The organism is Pseudomonadota bacterium, from assembly GCA_022572885.1.
Lineage (GTDB): Bacteria > Pseudomonadota > Gammaproteobacteria > Steroidobacterales > MnTg04 > MnTg04.
The window spans coordinates 17,785-30,947 of record JACZVC010000033.1 but is presented as its reverse complement, the minus strand read 5'-3'; the positions used below and the strand labels follow the sequence as shown (position 1 = coordinate 30,947).

Genomic DNA, 13,163 nt, shown 5'->3' with positions numbered 1-13,163 from the left:
CGTCAGGGAGTAACCGTTATCTGCTGCAAGTCGCCATTTGCATCTCTTTCCCACACAAAATAAGGCGGTTGTGCTGGTGATGTTGATATGTCTCCCAATTCATCTACAGTCACCGTAATGTGATGAAGAGTTTCAGCGGCGTCGCACGTACAGAATATCTCCGCAGTCGCCGCGTAAAGATCCAATGCGTTCTTTCTCGGGTGCTTGAACGTGCCGTGAGTGCCACTTGAAGACACGTAAGCGAAGTCAGCAGCTACTCTTGCTGGAAATTGATCAAACAATTCACTTGACCCATGATGTGGAACCTTGACGATGTCTGATTTCAACTCATCGCCAAATTCACTCACCAACATTCCTCCCTGGGCCTCTTCAATGTCGCCTGTGAATAACGCAGTGACTCTGACATCAGATGCAGGTTCATAAATGAGCTGGAATACGACCGAGTCGTTATTGATGTCCTTACCAGCTGTCCCTGGAAACTCCATGCCGTTATTGAGAACACGAATGGTGAAGTCTGTAGCACCAACAAAGTGATGAAACGCTTCTGCAGGTCGGACCAGCATGACGCCTTTGTCATCAACAGCCGTCTTGAAGCGTGTGAATCCTCCGATAGTATGTCCTTCACCACCCCACCAGATGCGCTCTATCGTGAAACCTGATTGTTGGATCAACCAGTCCAGCGCCTCGATATGATCTGTGTGAGGGTGCGAGAGAACGACCAGCTCAACCGTGGAGTCACCTGTCATCAATGCTGGTAACGTATCTCGAAGATCACTGTCACCGTCGCCACCGTCAACAATGATTGTGAAGGGTTCGCCTGAGTCCTGGTCGATCTGAATAACGATAGCATCGGCTTGTCTAGCGTCAATGAAGGTAATCTTCATGTCGGCTGTTACTGTAGCTGTTGCAAAGATCAGGATTGCCGCAAAGATCGCTCGTGTCATAGGGTCGTCCCTTATGTGGTGCGGGTAGGATAACTATAGACGATTATTTTGGCGTTGCTCGGTGGCCGCTAATGTCTGCTTTTCCCGAAAGCGGACGTTCAGATCACACGAATATTAGGAAAACGACAGGCCGCTTTCGGCCAGAAGCGGACGCGGAGGAATGGCAGGTCCCACAAATCCAGAGCTTGCTCAATTATACAATCGCTTCTTCAGGCGAAGTACGTAATATCCAAACGCCATAAAATACGCTACAGCAAAAAAACTATACTCGTAAGAAAAAACGTTAAGGACCTCATGGCTTCCGGCCCATAGTATATATGCATGAAGTATTACCGAACCATCGAGATGAAAGATCAGCAACCCATAAATAATCTTATCGAATAAATTCTGGAAGGGTATTCTATTGGCGTAAATGATTAGTCCTATACCGGCATATCCTCCAATTATGACTACCAGCCAGTCAGCCTCAATAGGAATTTCATCAATTGGGAAATTGTAAATAAGGCGGAGGATATGAATCACCGTACCGCCTATATAAGGCAGCAAGGCGAGGCGGGCGAATGTCTTGAAATAAAATGAACTCATAAAACATCTAAATAGTTGAAGATCCGCTTTCGGCCACTTTTAGTTGTTATTGCATTAATGCTATTTTTCTCGCGCATATAAGTAAGCTGGCAAGGCACAACTCAACCCTATAGCAAGATTTAGAACAATGAATATGTATGGCTTTGGGCCACTCGATCCTTTGACTTGCTGAAACATAAATAACCAGAAGACAAAAGACGTCAACAATAGATCAGCACTAAAACCACCAGCAGCGCCATTTACAAAAAGTGCTGAAATAAAAGCAGGTATGTTTAACCCCTCAGTCTGAAAGAATTGAAAAAAGAAGATATAGGGGACAATAGCGCCAATAATAGCTAGTAAAAGATACAATTTTTTCATGTTGTCTCCTTCAATTATTGAATGCCTAACCCCGGATGTTTCTTTACCTAGTTATAACCCAGTATTGCCCAAGTATAGGACAAAGAAAAGCCCTGCAAGAAGCAGGGCTATTGTCGGGTAGGAGATATGGACAAACGCTCGTGCATTGGGCCATCTGACATGTCCTACGGGGTCTTTAGAGGGCCATCCCTGACCCTGAGTGTTGTTTGTCTAATCAAACTTCACGATGCCCCTGCCGACGATTTCTCCAATTTGCTGTCTTCTAGTTCCGACCAGCGATCTTCAAGCACGCGCCCGGCTTTACGGGCCTCCTCAGCCCATTCCCAAATGAGGCCACCGGCAACCCAAACTGATTCTTCATCTGGGGACTGCTCGTCGTTTGTTATGTCCAGCAAATCACCGAGCATACGGAGCCGCATCAAACTCTTACGGAGTTTTTCTGTGGCGTCACCCGCCTTCATCTTGGCAGAAAATTCCCCGCTAATGATGTTTTTGAGTTGGTCCCGCTTTTCTTCGTCGGTGGCGCATAATGAGCTATGAACCACCAGTTCAGCTCTCCCGGGTTCAATGTCACTCGCTTCTTTGAATAGCCTTTCGACCTCTTTTTTCATTTCCTCTGTGTGGTTATTGTCAGTCATGACGCACCTCTATTTTTTAGGGCCTCACAGTGCGTAACAACCAGGTCTGCGGCTGTTCGGGCGTCATGTGCCAACCGGAAAATCATTTCTCCGGCTGATCTTATTATTTCATCCTCCGTAAAACTGTCCGGTCTATTTGCGGATAGCAAATCACCAAACATCACGAGTTGGGGCAGATTTTCATGCAACGTGTCTATAGCGTTGATTAGGTCAGTATGGTTGCTTTCAGCCATGATAATTAGCTCCTATACGTTAAGAGCCAGCAGCAGGCACAAAAAAGGGTAGCCACTGGCTTGACCACGAGTTGTGTCCCCAGTGCGTCCCGGCATTGAAATTGGCGAGGGTTAGATATTATCCAATGGCATAACAATTTGTATTTATTAGATAATATTGGTCGGGGTGATAGGATTTGAACCTACGGCCCCTGCCTCCCGAAGGCAGTGCTCTACCAGGCTGAGCTACACCCCGATTATGATGTGCGCGGTTGTTACGATATCCGCTTTGCAAGCCAGTTTTTGCCGGTTCGGGCCGGTGGGGCAGGGTCTCTGCCCCGCGCTGGCGAGGCGCGCAGTTTACGCGAGCGGCCCTTTGGTTTCAACGGCTTGTACCGCCGGGTATGATCGCAATTCTGAGTCTCGATGTTGGCGTGCCGGCCCGTGGTTGACAAGCAAAAGGTGACCCACCGCGTTATTTGCTTTTCTGATGTCAGGTCTTGGCTGGCGCCGCCAATCGGAAGCAAGTACGCTTGGTTGTATCTCAGGACAGGAGAAACTGGCAGATGTCGTTTTTCCGGGAGCTAAAGCGTCGCAACGTTTTCCGGGTCGCCGTGGCTTATGGCGTGGTCGGCTGGCTGCTGGTGGAAGTTGCCTCCGTCTTGTTCGAGACTTTTGAAGCGCCTGCCTGGGTCATGAAGGTCTTCGCGACCGTCATTATCATGGGGTTCCCGCTGGCTATGTTTTTCGCGTGGGCGTACGAGCTGACGCCTGATGGCCTGAAAAAAGAAAAGGATGTCGATCGCGGCCAATCGATTACCGCCCAGACCGGGCGCAAGATCGATTACATTATTATCGGCCTGTTATCGGTGGCTGTGGTTTTCTTTGCCAGCACGCATCAGTGGCTTGGCGAGAGCGCGGATGACTCCGATATTGTGGAGATTGCGGCAAGCGGGGTGAAATCGATCGCCGTTCTGCCATTCGTCAACATGTCTGACGATCCTGGCAACGAGTATTTTTCGGATGGAATTGCGGAAGAGTTGCTGAACGTTTTGGTCAGGGTCGAGGGGCTCAGGGTGGCGTCGCGCACTTCTTCGTTCTCCTTCAAGGGTAAGGACATCAGTATTCCAGTGATTGCGAAAGCGCTGAATGTCGATCACGTGCTGGAGGGGAGTGTCCGCAAAGCCGGCAATACTGTGCGCATAACGGCACAGCTCATCGATGTGCGTACCGACAGTCACCTGTGGTCGGCGACTTATGACCGCGAACTGGAAGACATTTTCGCAATCCAGGATGAAATATCCGGACACATCGTGCAGGCGCTGAAAATTGTCCTGGGGGCAGAGGACCAGCAGGCGATAGCCGATGCCCGAAAGGCAACTGAAAATGTGGAAGCTTACGAGCTTTATCTCAGGGGCCGATATTTCTGGCAGCGCCGCGGCGAGGACAATATCCGGCGGGCCATCGGCATGTTCGAGCAGGCAACGGCGCTCGATCCGCAGTTCGCCCGTGCCTGGTCGAGCCTGGCGGCGGCGCATGTCACCTTGCCAACCTATTCCGACACACCGATAGCCGAACAATATCCGCTGGCGGTGTCTGCTGCCCAGAAAGCGCTGACGCTTGATGATTCGCTGGCGGAAGCCTATGCGGTGCTGGGCGATATGGCTCGGGTGGATAACGAATGGTCTTCAGCGCATGCATATTATTTGCGCGCCATTGCCAGTGAACCAAAAAATTCAACCGCACACCTTTGGTACGGCGAGCACCTGCTCTCGGTTGGTCGCATTCGTGATGCGCTGGAAGAAACGCTGATCGCCTATCGCCTCGATCCGCTGCACCCGGGCACCAATACTAACCTGGGGCAGATTTATTTATGGTTGGACGATGCTGGTAACACATTGAAATATGGCGAAGCAGCATGGGAGCTGGGACACGCCGTTGGTCTGTACCTACAGTCGGGGGCGAACCTGTGGCTCGGCAAAATCGAGCGGGCGATCGAATTGGCCGAGCAGTTTGGCGAGCAACTTGGCGACGCCGGAATGTCTTCAGGACTAAAACTGTTTTTGGAAGCAAGGGGGGGCGATACGGCAAAAAGATCGTTGTATCTCCAGATGTTGGCAGAGAATGAATCAGCATGGCCTCTATTTATCGTGGTCCCGGGCTATGCAGCTTTCGACCGGATCGATGACGCCTACCGCTCGGTCAATCTGGCTCGGGGTTCAATTGTTGGCAATGACTGGGACATGTTTTGGCGAGGCGACATGGCGGCGTTTCGGCAGGACCCGCGGTTTGCGGAGCTGGTCACAGAAGGGGGGCTGGTGGATTACTGGCGTAAATATGGCTGGCCAGATTATTGTCAGCCAGCGGGCGATAGTGTGAGTTGCCAATAGGGCCATAGCCAATTCGGGCTGCAGTTTCCTAAATACCTTTAAAAACAATCACTTCCAACTCGCTGTAAATACCGTTGGGCTAGCGTCAAGCCTTGTAAACCAGTAGGCTTGGCCGATTCACAGGATTTTGAGAACGCTTGCATGTCGTTATTCGAAGAACTCAAACGCCGCAACGTCTTCCGCGTCGGTATTGCCTACGCGGTGACTTCCTGGCTACTGCTGCAAGTTGCCGACATCGTGTTGGAAAACATCGCCGCGCCGGGTTGGGTGATGCAGGTGTTCATGCTCGCGTTGGGTTTGGGTTTTCCGCTCGCCTTGTTTTTCGCCTGGGCCTTTGAGTTAACGCCCGCGGGTCTCAAAAAGGAAAAGGATGTAGATCGCACGGCGTCGATAACGTCGCAAACAGGCCGCAAGCTGGACTACATCATTATTGCCGTGATGGCGCTGGCGCTGAGCTATTTCATCTGGGAGTCGCGGTTCAGCTCGAGCGAAAGTGCGGATGGTGCAACTGTTGAGGAAGCTGTGGCGAGCGGGGAGAAGTCGATTGCGGTGTTGCCGTTCATTAATATGTCCGACGACCCGGCAAATGCATATTTTTCCGATGGAATCTCGGAAGAGCTGCTGAATGTTTTGGTCAAGGTCGAGGGGCTAAGAGTGGCATCGCGAACTTCCTCGTTTGCCTTTAGAGAAAACAAGGGGATCAGTATCCCTGAAATAGCCAGGGAGCTGAATGTAGATCATGTACTCGAGGGTAGTGTTCGCAAGGCCGGCAACAAGGTGCGGGTCACCGCGCAGTTAATCGATGTGCGCACCGATCGCCACCTTTGGTCGGCGACTTATGATCGCGAACTCGAAGATATTTTCGCGATCCAGGATGAGATTTCTGAAAAAATCGTGCAAGCGCTCAAGATCGCGCTGGGGGCGGATGAGCAGCAGGCGATGGCTCATGTCGGGAAGCCCACCGATAATCTGGAAGCCTACGAGTTTTATCTTAGGGGTCGTTATTTCTGGCAGCGCCGTGGGGAGGAAAATATCCGGCGTGCAATTAGCCTATTCGAGCAGGCAACAGCGCTCGACTCACAGTTTGCCCGGGCCTGGTCGAGCCTGGCGGCTGCGCACACTACCTTGCCGACCTATTCCGACGCACCAAGAGAGGTGCAACATCCACTCGCGGTGGAAGCGGCACAAAAGGCGCTTATCCTTGATGATTCCCTGGCAGAAGCCCACGCGGTGCTGGGTGATATGGCTCGGATGAACAAAAAATGGCTTGAAGCACAAGCATATTATTTGCGCGCCATTGACAGCGAACCAAAAAATTCAACCGCACACCTTTGGTATGCGGAGCATCTGATGTCAGTTGGTCGCGTCCGCGATGCCCAGGAAGAAAACCTGATTGCATATCAGCTGGATCCGCTGCATCCAGGCACGAACGCCAATTTGGCCCAGGTTTATATGTGGCTGAACGACCCTGAAAATGCGATGAAATTTGGCGCGGCTGCCTGGGATATGGGTCATCGTTCGGGTTTGTGGGTGCTGACGCTGACAAACCTGGAACTCGGGAATGTGGACCGGGCGATAGAGTTGGCGGGCCAGTTTGACGAACAGATAGGCACCTTAAACCTGAAATTACTGGTTGAAGCGAAAATTGATGCGATGAAACGGCCTACCTATCTGAAATTCCTGGCGGAGAATGAGCGGGACTTGAGTTTTACTGTTGCGGCTGCAACCTATGTCGAATTTGGTTTGATGGATGATGCCTATCGTTTGGCTGATCGGACGATGGAATCGTTTTACGCCAATGCTCCGTGGGTTTTCTGGATTCCCGAAATGGCCTTATTTCGACAGGACTCGCGGTTTGCAGATCTTGTTACTGAGTTGGGACTGGTGGATTACTGGCGGGAATATGGCTGGCCGGATGCCTGCCAGCCTGCCGGTCAGAACCTTAGCTGCCAGTAGGTTTCGCAGCGATTAAGAGAATGAAAGGGTCAATCGATGTCGTTTTTCGAAGAACTCAAACGCCGTAACGTCTTTCGCGTGGGGATCGCCTACGCCGTAACTTCATGGCTGCTGTTGCAGTTTGCCGACATCGTGCTGGAAAACATCGCCGCGCCCGGTTGGGTGATGCAGGTGTTTATGCTGGCGCTGGGGTTGGGTTTCCCGCTCGCTTTGTTTTTCGCCTGGGCCTACGAACTCACACCTGAAGGTCTGAAGAAAGAAAAGGATGTGGATCGTAGCCAGTCGCTCACGCCGCAGACAGGTCGCCGGCTCGATTTTATGATCATCGCTGCCATGGCGCTGGCGCTGGCCTACTTCATCTGGGAATCACGGTTTAGCGCTGACGACCAATCCGTTGTCGAACAGGTGGTTGATACACCGGCGCAGATAGCGACCGGCGAGGACCAGGGCGATACTGGCGTCAGCGATAAAGCCAAAGACGATCGGCACTCTATTGCGGTCCTGCCGTTTACCCATCGCAGTGCCAACCAGGATGATATTTACTTTACCGATGGTGTGCACGATGACTTGCTGACCCAGCTATCAAAGATTCGTGCCTTCAAAGTGATCTCACGAACTTCGGTCATGGAGTATCGCGACACCACCAAGAATCTGCGTCAGATAGGCGATGAGCTGGGTGTGACCACCATCCTGGAAGGCGCGGTTCAACGTGTCGGCGATCGTGTTCGCATTACCGTGCAGTTGATCGATGCCAACAGTGACGAGCATCTGTGGGCCGAAAATTATGATCGCAAGCTGACCACCGACAACCTTTTTGATATCCAGACCGAAATAGCGACGTCAATCGCAAAAGCCACACAATCCACTTTGTCGGATAGCGAGATTGCCAGTGTTTCAAGCGCAGCGCCTACCAGCAACCTGGAAGCGTATGAGCTGTATTTGCAGGCTCGGCGGTTTACCCTGGGTTCGACCAGTGTGGGCATTTCGCTGACCGGCTACCAGACCGCCATCCAGCTTTATGAAGAGGCGATCGCAAAGGATCCACAATTCGCGCTCGCTTATGTGGGTTTGGCCGAAGCGCACCTGACCAATTACTGGAGCTATGGCGGCAATCTGGAGAACCGGGCGAAGGCGCGTCAAGCGATCGATAAAGCGATTACCCTTAACGCGGGTCTGCCCGAAATCCAGATGGCAGAGGGCTTTTATCATTACTGGGGGCTGCTGGATTATTCTGCGGCACTTTCCTACCTGGACAAGGCGATCGACCTAATGCCGGGCAACGCCGAAGCGTACATGTGGCGGGGCTGGGCATTGCGACGATCGGGCCAATTCGAAAAAGCGATTGAATCGATGCAACAGTCGCTGAGCCTGGATCCGCGCGCCGTTTTTAACTGGATGGAACTGGGTACAACCAATCGCTATCTCAATCGCTATGATGAAGCCTTTGAAGCGCTGGAACGGGCGCGCAGGCTCGATCCGGATTCTTTTTGGGCAAAGAGTGCTCTGGCCGAATTGTATCTTCAAAATGATGGCGATTCGGCGAAAGCCGTCGCTGCGCTGGTCGGCGCTCAACACGCAATAGAATTTGAAACACGCGGCGCCTACATTGCGGCGCTTGTCATGGCGAGGCGTTTCGATGAAGCATTGGAACTGACAGCGAACTGGCCGGTCGAGTGGGAGCAGCAGAGACATTTGTTGATTCTTCGCGAAGCGTCGGCCGCCGAAATACTGCACTTCGCTGGCCGCGAGAACGAATCACGCGAAAAGGCCAAACTTGCTCTGGAGCGTCTGGAGCAGATGAAACTGAGTTCGCCGGATGATTACCGGCTGTACACGCCGGAAGCTGTAATGCTGGCGATCATGGGTGATGCCGAGGGCAGTATGGCAGCGGTAGAGAAAACTCTGCAACTCAAGCCTGTTGACGCAGTTACGGATATGCAAATACGTTATCAACTGGCGCGGAGCCTGGCTATCGCAGGGGAAATTAGAGGCTCTTCCAAGATGCTGGACTCGTTGATTCCGCCGCCAACGACTATTTCCGTGCGCTTCATTGAGCTCGACCCGGCCTTCGACGGTATTCGCGACGATCCGGCTTTTGTTGAGATGCTGGACAGGCACCGGGGCGATGCGATTTAAAGCATCGATCCGCCGCTAGCGAGTTGCAGCGTTTGTTCCGGAGCTTCGTTAAAAAGTGCGCGCCACCGAAAAATCAGCGAGCCCCGCTAACGCGTCTCGATAAGGACTGGCTGGAATAGCGGCTAGCGCCTGTTTTGCCGTTTCGGCTGCTTCTACCGCCAGCTTCGAGGTATATGCCAGCGCACCGGTCGATTCGATTGCCGCCATTACCTCATCGAGCTTATCCAGGCCACCCTGGGTGATAGCGAGGCGGATCAATGCGGCTTGTTCTTCGCTGCCATTTCGCATCGCGTGAATCAGCGGTAATGTGGGTTTGCCCTCGGCGAGGTCGTCGCCGACGTTCTTGCCCAGCGCTTCGGCGCTGGCGCTGTAATCGAGTACGTCGTCAACCAGTTGGAAAGCGATACCCAGATGCTTGCCGTATTCCGCCATCGCCCGCTGCTCTTTTTCGTCGCGACCGGCGAGAATCGCCGCGATCCGGGTGCCGGCTTCGAACAGTTTCGCTGTCTTGCGAAAAATCACATCGAGGTATTGCTGCTCGGTGGTCTCCGGGTTGCCGCAGTTGATCAGTTGCAGGACTTCGCCTTCGGCAATGGTGTTGGTCGCATCGGCCAGGATCCGCATGACCTCGGGTTCGCCGATTTCGACCATCATCTGGAACGACCTCGAGTAGAGGAAATCCCCGACCAGCACGCTGGCCTGGTTGCCCCAGACCTCGTTGGCGGTGTCGCGGCCGCGTCGTTTAGCGGATTCATCGACGACATCGTCATGGAGCAAGGTGGCGGTGTGGATAAACTCGATGATTGCCGCCGCCGCGACCCCCCGCTCCGGGGGGCAGCCGCAGGCACGCCCGGCAGTGACCACCACCAGCGGCCGCAAGCGCTTGCCACCGCTGTTGATGATGTAATTGGCGACCTGGTCGATCAGCACGACATCGGTACTGAGCTTTTCCCGTATCAGGCGGTCTGTCGCCGCCATATCGTCCGCCAGGAGTTCGCGGATTGCGTCAAGCTGCATTGGGAGCCTTTATTTTCAGCGTGGCGGGCATGCTAGGAGGCGGTTGGCCAAGGTGTCAAGACATCTGGCCCGATGACGGCCAGGATGCGGCCTGAAAACGGCCCAAAACAGGGGGAATTCCTTGAAAATCATTTGACCCGGCACCAGCCAGTCTTTAAAATTCCCGCTCTTTGCCAGGCTTTCCTGGCTGCGGCTGTTCCTGTGCTCAGGTGGCCGAAAAAAGGCCGGATTTGAGAACGGCCGTGGATTCTGGAGTTTCCGATGTACGCTGTAATTAGAACGGGCGGTAAACAATACCGCGTAGTGCCGGGCGCCCGGCTTCGGGTTGAGAAGCTGGATGCCGAGGAAGGCGCCAAGATAGAGTTCGACCAGGTTTTGCTGGTTGGCGAGGGGACTGAAGTCACGGTCGGCAAACCATTGGTCGATGGTGGACTGGTAACGGCCAGAGTGCTCAGCCAGGGCAAGGGCAAGAAAGTCACGATCATCAAGTTTCACCGCCGCAAGAACTACTTGCGGACGAAGGGGCATCGCCAGTTCTACACCGAGGTCGAGATCACCGATGTCAGTACCAAGGGCGGTGCGAAGAAAGTTGCCGCCAAGGCGCCAACAGCCAAAGCCCCGGTAAAGAAAGCGGCGCCGAAGAAAGCCCCGGTGAAAAAAGCCGCGGCGCCGAAGGCGCCCGTCAAAAAGACGACGGCCAGGAAAGCACCGGCCAAAAAAGCGGCTGCAAAGAAGGCCAAGGCCAAGCAAGCGGAGTAACAGCAAATGGCACATAAAAAAGCAGGCGGCAGTACGCGTAACGGCCGCGATTCCGAATCCAAACGGCTTGGCGTCAAGAAATACGGCGGCGAGCACGTGGTCCCCGGCAACATTATCGTGCGCCAGCGTGGCACGCATTTTCATGCCGGGCCGAATGTCGGGCTGGGTAACGACCATACCTTGTTTGCCAAGGCTGAAGGCAAGGTCGTGTTTGAAAACAAGGGTCGGCACAACCGCAAGTTTGTCTCGGTCAGGACCGATTGAGGCAATAAGGGGACGGATTTATCAATTGCATCGATCGGGCCTTAAGGCCCTCCTGCGGAATCTGTAGAAAATTACAGGGGCGGCTTTAGCCGCGATTGACCTCCCCCATCGGGCCTAAAGGTTCTCCTACACCAGCGATAGAATATATCCGTTCGCTACTTTGTATTGCCTCGCTTTGTCGGGGCTTTTTCATTTTCTCAGCCAACAGCTTGCCTATAATTGGGTGGCCGTCCGGAATCAGATCATCATGAAATTTGTCGACGAAGCCAGTGTCAGGGTCAGTGCCGGAAACGGAGGGCACGGCTGCGTCAGTTTCCGGCGCGAAAAGTTTGTCCCGCTGGGCGGTCCGGATGGTGGCGATGGGGGCGACGGGGGCTCGGTCTGGCTGGTCGCTGAATCGGGGATCAACACACTGGCCGATTTCCGGGTCCAGCGAAACTACAAGGCCGACGGCGGAATGCAGGGCTCGGGCCGCAATTGCACGGGCAAGAGCGGCAAGGATCTCGAAGTGCCGGTGCCGATCGGTACGATCGTCGCTGATCGTGATACCGAAGAAGTCATCGGCGATCTGACCGCAAACGGCCAGCGCTTGCTGGTCGCAAAGGGTGGCGTGCACGGCCTGGGGAACACCCGCTTCAAAAGCAGCACCAACAGGTCGCCACGGCAATTTACCCGGGGAACCCCTGGCGAATCACGCTTTTTGAACCTGGAAATGAAGGTGCTGGCCGATGTCGGCTTGCTGGGTCTGCCGAATGCCGGCAAGTCCACGCTGATTCGCTCGGTCTCGGCGGCGCGACCCAAGGTGGCCGACTATCCATTCACGACTTTGTACCCGAACCTGGGCGTCGTCTATGTCGGTCCCCAGCAGAGTTTTGTGGTTGCCGATATTCCGGGGCTCATAGAGGGGGCAGCCGATGGCGCCGGTCTCGGCATCCAGTTTCTCAAGCATCTGCAAAGAACCCGGTTGTTGTGGCATATCGTCGATATTGCGCCGATGGAAGGCACCGGCGATCCGGTCAACGATGCCAGGGCAATCGTGGCGGAACTTGAGAAATTCAGCCCGGACCTGGCAGAGCGTGAACGCTGGCTGGTGCTCAACAAGCAGGATTTGATGTTGCCCGACGAGGCGGAGCAGCGTTGCCGGGAGATCGTCGATGGCCTGGGCTGGCAAGGGCCGGTGTTCAGGATCAGCGCGTTGAGCCATGAAGGGACCAAAGAACTGGCGGGCGCAACGGCAAACTACCTGGAAAAGCTGGCTGAGGAGAAAGGGGAGCGCCCGTAGGAGAGCCTTCAGGCCCGATGGAGGCGGCCAATCGCGGCTAAAGCCGCTACTACAAATATCACCGGATTTCACGAAAAATAAATCTGTCCCCTTTTTTTGACCTCATCAAAAAAGGCCGGATCAACCGGCCTTTCTTCAATGCAACCCATACAAGAGCTGAAAAAATCCTTATTTCATATCCTGGATATGCTGGTTCAGACGGCTTTTGTGTCGGGCAGCTTTGTTCCTGTGGATGATGCCCTTGTCGGCCATGCTGTCAATTTTTGGGGTGGCTGCTTTGTAGGCCGCGCTGGCTGCTTCCTTGTCGCCACTGGCAATCGCGACCACCACCTTCTTGATGGAAGTGCGCAGGCTCGAGCGCTGTGCCATGTTGTGGGCGCGCCGTACGATGTTCTGCCTGGCGCGTTTCTGGGCTGATTTGATATTGGCCACTGTCAAAAACTCCGTCTGGAAACCGGCCCTGGACCGCCTGCGGCCAAGGGCTCGAAAAGCCCGGTATTCTCAGTATATTCAGCGGCTTTGTCAATGCCGGAGGGGGTTAGGTGAGCTAAAAAAGGCGCCAAAAGGAGGCGGGCACATTTTTTGGGTTTTTATCGGGCCTGAAGGCCCTCCGAAATCCG

Annotated in this window: 12 protein-coding genes and 1 tRNA gene; 6 read left to right on the top strand and 7 right to left on the bottom strand. The window is 53.9% G+C overall.

Features of this window, described 5'->3' with window-relative positions:
• Positions 1–2: 2 nt before the first annotated feature.
• The 5 genes from IIA05_11375 to IIA05_11355 all read right to left on the bottom strand — a co-directional run bounded on the left by IIA05_11375 (position 3) and on the right by IIA05_11355 (position 2,995).
• Positions 3–944: an MBL fold metallo-hydrolase gene (locus IIA05_11375; GenBank protein MCH9027694.1), complete on the bottom strand. Its 942-nt coding sequence runs from the start codon at positions 942–944 to the stop codon at positions 3–5.
• Positions 945–1,133: 189 nt separating this feature from the next.
• Positions 1,134–1,529, bottom strand: a complete 396-nt coding sequence (locus tag IIA05_11370; GenBank protein ID MCH9027693.1) for a hypothetical protein — start codon at positions 1,527–1,529, stop codon at positions 1,134–1,136.
• A 60-nt stretch (positions 1,530–1,589) separates the two neighbouring features.
• Entirely contained in the window at positions 1,590–1,889 is a 300-nt protein-coding gene (locus IIA05_11365; protein ID MCH9027692.1) for a DUF2834 domain-containing protein, read from the bottom strand.
• A 221-nt stretch (positions 1,890–2,110) separates the two neighbouring features.
• Positions 2,111–2,527, bottom strand: coding sequence for a hypothetical protein (locus IIA05_11360; GenBank protein MCH9027691.1), 417 nt, complete (start codon positions 2,525–2,527; stop codon positions 2,111–2,113).
• Positions 2,528–2,918: 391 nt separating this feature from the next.
• Positions 2,919–2,995: transfer RNA gene (locus IIA05_11355), tRNA-Pro, on the bottom strand.
• Between the two features lie 310 nt (positions 2,996–3,305).
• Here IIA05_11355 and IIA05_11350 point away from each other — a divergent pair.
• The 3 genes from IIA05_11350 to IIA05_11340 all read left to right on the top strand — a co-directional run bounded on the left by IIA05_11350 (position 3,306) and on the right by IIA05_11340 (position 9,221).
• The gene (locus IIA05_11350) at positions 3,306–5,129 is read left to right on the top strand and encodes a tetratricopeptide repeat protein (GenBank protein MCH9027690.1); all 1,824 of its coding nucleotides are present in this window, start codon (positions 3,306–3,308) and stop codon (positions 5,127–5,129) included.
• Between the two features lie 108 nt (positions 5,130–5,237).
• Positions 5,238–7,085, top strand: a complete 1,848-nt coding sequence (locus IIA05_11345; GenBank protein ID MCH9027689.1) for a tetratricopeptide repeat protein — start codon at positions 5,238–5,240, stop codon at positions 7,083–7,085.
• Positions 7,086–7,121: 36 nt separating this feature from the next.
• Entirely contained in the window at positions 7,122–9,221 is a 2,100-nt protein-coding gene (locus tag IIA05_11340; GenBank protein ID MCH9027688.1) for a tetratricopeptide repeat protein, read from the top strand.
• Positions 9,222–9,269: 48 nt separating this feature from the next.
• Here IIA05_11340 and ispB read toward each other — a convergent pair whose 3' ends face one another.
• The gene (ispB, locus tag IIA05_11335) at positions 9,270–10,238 is read right to left on the bottom strand and encodes an octaprenyl diphosphate synthase (protein MCH9027687.1); all 969 of its coding nucleotides are present in this window, start codon (positions 10,236–10,238) and stop codon (positions 9,270–9,272) included.
• A gap of 261 nt (positions 10,239–10,499) precedes the next feature.
• On the opposite strand from ispB, the gene rplU reads away from it, so the two are divergent.
• The 3 genes from rplU (at position 10,500) to cgtA (ending at position 12,543) form a co-directional block, all read left to right on the top strand.
• A complete protein-coding gene (gene rplU, locus IIA05_11330; protein MCH9027686.1) occupies positions 10,500–10,997 on the top strand; it encodes a 50S ribosomal protein L21 in 498 nt (165 codons plus the stop codon).
• Between the two features lie 6 nt (positions 10,998–11,003).
• Positions 11,004–11,261 carry a 50S ribosomal protein L27 gene (gene rpmA, locus IIA05_11325; protein ID MCH9027685.1) on the top strand — a complete coding sequence of 86 codons (258 nt, stop codon included), beginning with the start codon at positions 11,004–11,006 and terminating at the stop codon, positions 11,259–11,261.
• 247 nt (positions 11,262–11,508) lie between these two features.
• Positions 11,509–12,543, top strand: a complete 1,035-nt coding sequence (gene cgtA, locus IIA05_11320) for an Obg family GTPase CgtA (GenBank protein ID MCH9027684.1) — start codon at positions 11,509–11,511, stop codon at positions 12,541–12,543.
• Positions 12,544–12,711: 168 nt separating this feature from the next.
• Here the strand turns inward: cgtA and rpsT are convergent, their stop codons facing one another.
• A complete protein-coding gene (gene rpsT / locus IIA05_11315) occupies positions 12,712–12,975 on the bottom strand; it encodes a 30S ribosomal protein S20 (protein MCH9027683.1) in 264 nt (87 codons plus the stop codon).
• Positions 12,976–13,163: the final 188 nt, after the last annotated feature.